At 29.8% G+C, this 4,086-nt stretch carries 5 protein-coding genes; 4 read left to right on the top strand and 1 reads right to left on the bottom strand.

The annotated features are described in order from the left end of the window. Positions 1–222 precede the first annotated feature (222 nt). The 4 genes from DIU01_RS05840 to DIU01_RS05825 are packed head-to-tail and all read left to right on the top strand — an operon-like array spanning position 223 to position 3,281. Complete coding sequence (locus tag DIU01_RS05840) at positions 223–669, top strand: lecithin retinol acyltransferase family protein (RefSeq protein ID WP_290832413.1); 447 nt, start codon at positions 223–225, stop codon at positions 667–669. Continuing rightward, on the top strand, positions 650–1,660 hold the full coding sequence (locus tag DIU01_RS05835) for a CBASS cGAMP-activated phospholipase (protein ID WP_290832411.1): 1,011 nt from the start codon (positions 650–652) through the stop codon (positions 1,658–1,660). Before DIU01_RS05840 ends, DIU01_RS05835 begins: the two co-directional genes overlap by 20 nt. A gap of 2 nt (positions 1,661–1,662) precedes the next feature. Beyond that, positions 1,663–2,604: a nucleotidyltransferase gene (locus DIU01_RS05830; RefSeq protein ID WP_290832409.1), complete on the top strand. Its 942-nt coding sequence runs from the start codon at positions 1,663–1,665 to the stop codon at positions 2,602–2,604. Positions 2,605–2,606: 2 nt separating this feature from the next. Then, positions 2,607–3,281 carry a hypothetical protein gene (locus DIU01_RS05825; protein ID WP_290832407.1) on the top strand — a complete coding sequence of 225 codons (675 nt, stop codon included), beginning with the start codon at positions 2,607–2,609 and terminating at the stop codon, positions 3,279–3,281. Positions 3,282–3,639: 358 nt separating this feature from the next. Here the strand turns inward: DIU01_RS05825 and DIU01_RS05820 are convergent. After that, positions 3,640–4,086: hypothetical protein (locus DIU01_RS05820; protein ID WP_290832405.1), on the bottom strand; the 447-nt coding region annotated here is incomplete at its 5' end.

Genomic DNA, 4,086 nt, shown 5'->3' with positions numbered 1-4,086 from the left:
CTTAGTTGCTTAATTTTAAATCTTAGACAAAAGTATATAAAAAAATGATTGTAGCAATTTTAATTAACAAATTATATAGTTAAACTAACAAGGTTATTAACAATCTATAGGTTATTAGTTTAATCAATGTTAGTAAAACAAACATTAAAAAATAATGTCATTATAACAAACATTTAAAAATATTTTATATATTTGCCCTATTAATTATTAATTCAAAAAAAAATGTATTTAGAACAAAATTTAGTAAACCGTTATGGTTTAGAACCTGGTGACAGAATAGTTGTCCCAAAAAGTAGTTGGAATTTAGTACAACACCATGCTCTATATTTAGGGTATAATATGAATGGAGAGCATTTGATTTGTGAAAATGTTATCGGAATAGGTGTAGTTCTTACAAGAGTGAGTGATTTTTTTAAAGATGTTAAATCCATCACTAGAATCGAAAAATTTAAAGGCAATTCTTTAGAAAGAAAAAATGTAGTGCAAAAAGCTTTGCAAAAACTAGGACAGCCCTACAGTTTAATAAATTATAATTGTGAAAGTTTTTGTAATGATATATTGTTTAATAAACCAAAAAGTTTGCAAGTTCAAACTGGTGTATTTTTTGGTTTAGTTGCTTTTGTATTACTAATGGCAACATCAGGAGAAAATGGGCAAAAAAGTTTTTAAAATACTATCGATTGATGGAGGAGGAATCAAAGGATTATATAGTGCATCTATTTTAGCATCTTTTGAATTGAAGACTAGTAAAAGTATTACAGATCATTTTGATATGATATGTGGTACCTCTACTGGTGGATTAATTGCAATTGGTTTAGCAAATGGAATGAGTGCACAGTCTTTGGTAGATTTATATATGACAAAAGGGTCAAAAATATTTCCTACTTCGAATAATTATATTATCAGAGGTTTTCAGAATTCTTATAAAAAAGTTAAGCAAATTTTCTTTTCTAATAAACATTCAGTTAAGCCATTGAAAAGAATACTTGAGGATTTGTTTGGTGATAAAACAATGAATGATGCAAATAACCTGCTTTGTATTCCTAGTTTTAATTTAACTAATGGACAACCAAAAGTTTTTAAAAAGTCTGGAAGTCAAACAGAACATTTTGTAGATAATACAATTAAACTCGTTGATATTGCATTAGCTACTTCTGCTGCACCAAGTTATTACCCTGTTCACGAGCATAATAACTTTTTATACACTGACGGCGGTGTTTGGGCAAACAATCCCTCTCTTTGTGGATTATTAGAAGCTATTGATTATTACGTTGGGGAAGGAAAAGAATATGATGATTTTAGTATTTTATCTATTTCCAGTATAACTAACCCGAATGGTTGGATATCTACATCAAATAAATCAAAATCTATTATTGGATGGAAGGAGAAAATGTTCCAGACAGCATTAGATGGACAATCTTATTTTACAGATTATTTTTTACGAAAAATAGTTCCAAAAATAAATCCTAAAGGGAATTATTTAAGAATTAAATCGCCGGATTTGTCAATCGCTCAAATGAACATTATTACAATGGATAGAGCTGATAAAAAAACACTGTTAACAATACAATCATTAGGAAATCAAGTTGGGAATACGTTTGCTACTAAACCTGAAGTCTTAGAATTTTTTAAAACTATTAAGAACTATAAAAACAATTAAAAATGGCAAACTGTCACAACTTGTTTGGAGAATTTAATACCGAAATTTCTCTGACATCAAATAAAAAAACAAAAATGACCACTTCTAAAGATGGTTTAAGAGAAAGAATTAGAAAGTATTTCAAAGAACATCATTCCGAATATATTCCGAAATTTTACATACAAGGTTCTTATAAAATGAAAACAGGAATTAGGACTAAGGACGACATTTGTGACTTGGACGATGGTGTTTATTTTTTTAGAACTCCTGACGTAACAGCTACAACTTTGCAAAGCTGGATTTGGGATGCAGTTAATGGTTATACAGCGAGTTCACCTGAGCATCGAAAAAAATGTATAAGAAATGTGTTTTCTGGCGATTATGAAATTGATATTCCGGTATATTACAAAGTTAGTGGTAAAGAATATCAACTTGCTGTAAAAAACAATGGATGGGAAGATAGCGATCCAAAAGCACTTATTGACTGGTTTAATGCAAATAAAGATGCCAATGGAAAAATGAACAAAGCAATAAAAGAATTAAAAGCTTGGTGTGATTATAAAAGAAATAAAATGCCTAGCGGACTTGCCATGACTATTCTCGCTATGAATGCAAAAGATAAAATTGTTCTTAATGATAGAGACGACATTTTATTAACTGACATTTTACGAGAAATTAAGAAAACGTTAGCCCAAAAATTTGAATGTGTAGTTCCTGTGACTCCAAACGACGACTTGTTTAGTGATTATGATACTACTCGAAAAAATAATTTTGTTACTAATTTGGATAATTTTCTTGCTGATGCGGAAGCAGCATTGAAAGAGCAAAATCATCTGAAGGCTAGTAGATTGTGGCAAAAGCATTTAGGAACGCGGTTTCCTGATGGAGAAGATAAAAATGAACAAACTAGTAGCACTTCATCAACAGTAGGTGGCGCTGCTTTATCAAGACCTTGGTCAAAATAAAGATGAACGGTTATACTATTTTTGAGCAAGAGGCATTAGAAGTTATAGATGAATACAAGGAATTATCATTTAAAATTGAAGATGGAGTGCCTTGTATTTTCGGGTCAATACTATTGCTCGATGAATATGGCAATATAGAAGATACTTTTCAAATAGCGATAAAAGCGGTATCTAATTATCCTTATAATTTTCCGTTGTTATATGAAACTGGTGGTCGTATTCCCAGAAATGTTGATTGGCATATTTTTGAACAAACTGGAAATTGTTGCATTGCTTCTCCACCCGAGGAGCTGATAATTTGCAATAATGGCATAACGCTAAGTTCATTTATCAATAATCAGGTAAAGAACTATTTTTATAGCCAAATTTTTAGAAATCAAAATGGCTACTTTTTAAAAGAAAGGTCACATGGAAATAAAGGATGGATTGAGTTTTTTGAAGAAACATTTATGACAGATAATATTTTTAATATTGAATTTGGCTTAAAACAAATTATTGAAGGAAAAAAAATAGATAGAGTTTCGATTTGCTTTTGCGGTAGCGGTAAAAAATACAGAAAATGTCATAAAAAGAGCTATGATGTTCTTTCCAAATTATGTTTGGAAACAATCAACTATTTTCTTAGTGCATTGAGAGAAACAAATGAGTATAGAATTGCCCTTTATTCTAGAAATTAGATAATATCAAGTTAGATTTACTAATTTGTTATTTTTTTTATAAGTTCTGATTGTGTGACAAAAATTAATTAATTATCAGCAAAATTTATAAGACAATATTGTGTTAACACGAAGATTTTTTTAGCAGATGTAGGTCACAGGTTTGAATCCTAAATTGGTGTTATCGCCTTATATACTTAGAAACTTTGCTACCCACCAAAAATTCACGTGTCAAAAAAAGTTACAAAAAGGTTTTTTTTAAAAGGGAAAATATGGGTGTATCATTTTTAGCAAACGCGTAGATTGCTCCTAAAGAGGCAATTGTTGCTATGATGCTTTCTATATTCATATCACAAATGTAGCATTTTACAAATTAGTTTTAGCATAGTTTTTTGATTACTTTATCATTTCCCCAAATGCATAAAAAATTCTCAATTTCGTAAGGTTCTAATACTTGAAGTTCTTGCGGAAATTTATCTTTATCTTCAAATCTATTTTTAGAATTTTCATTGAATATTTTTTTATATCCTTTTTTAACACCTGCTTGAATGTAAACACCTGTTGGATATACCCTAAAATGAAACCCAATACGCAATGCCGTATCATAACTCCATAATGGGCCAAGCCTTTCAACTTCTTTCATAACTTTATCTGTTATTGCTATGATTTCTTCAAATTTTTTACATTCCTCTAATTCAGTTTTTTTAAGTAGTAATATACCATAGCCATCAGCCGCTTTAATTTTTCCAACTCGTCTTTGATGACTAAACATTTTATTGTCATTAGTTGGATCAATTGACTTTGCCGCTTTTTCGATGGCTTCATT

The sequence above is a fragment of the Flavobacterium sp. genome, from assembly GCF_003525665.1.
In the GTDB taxonomy this organism is placed as follows: Bacteria; Bacteroidota; Bacteroidia; order Flavobacteriales; family Flavobacteriaceae; genus Flavobacterium.
The sequence above is the reverse complement of the archived record's forward strand: the minus strand, read 5'-3'. Positions and strand labels throughout refer to the sequence as shown.

Bases quoted from the DNA above. Each gene is read 5' to 3' on its own strand.
- DIU01_RS05840 (WP_290832413.1), top strand. From the start codon at position 223: ATGTATTTAGAACAAAATTTAGTAAACCGTTATGGTTTAGAACCTGGT.
- DIU01_RS05835 (WP_290832411.1), top strand. From the start codon at position 650: ATGGGCAAAAAAGTTTTTAAAATACTATCGATTGATGGAGGAGGAATC.
- DIU01_RS05830 (WP_290832409.1), top strand. From the start codon at position 1,663: ATGGCAAACTGTCACAACTTGTTTGGAGAATTTAATACCGAAATTTCT.
- DIU01_RS05825 (WP_290832407.1), top strand. From the start codon at position 2,607: ATGAACGGTTATACTATTTTTGAGCAAGAGGCATTAGAAGTTATAGAT.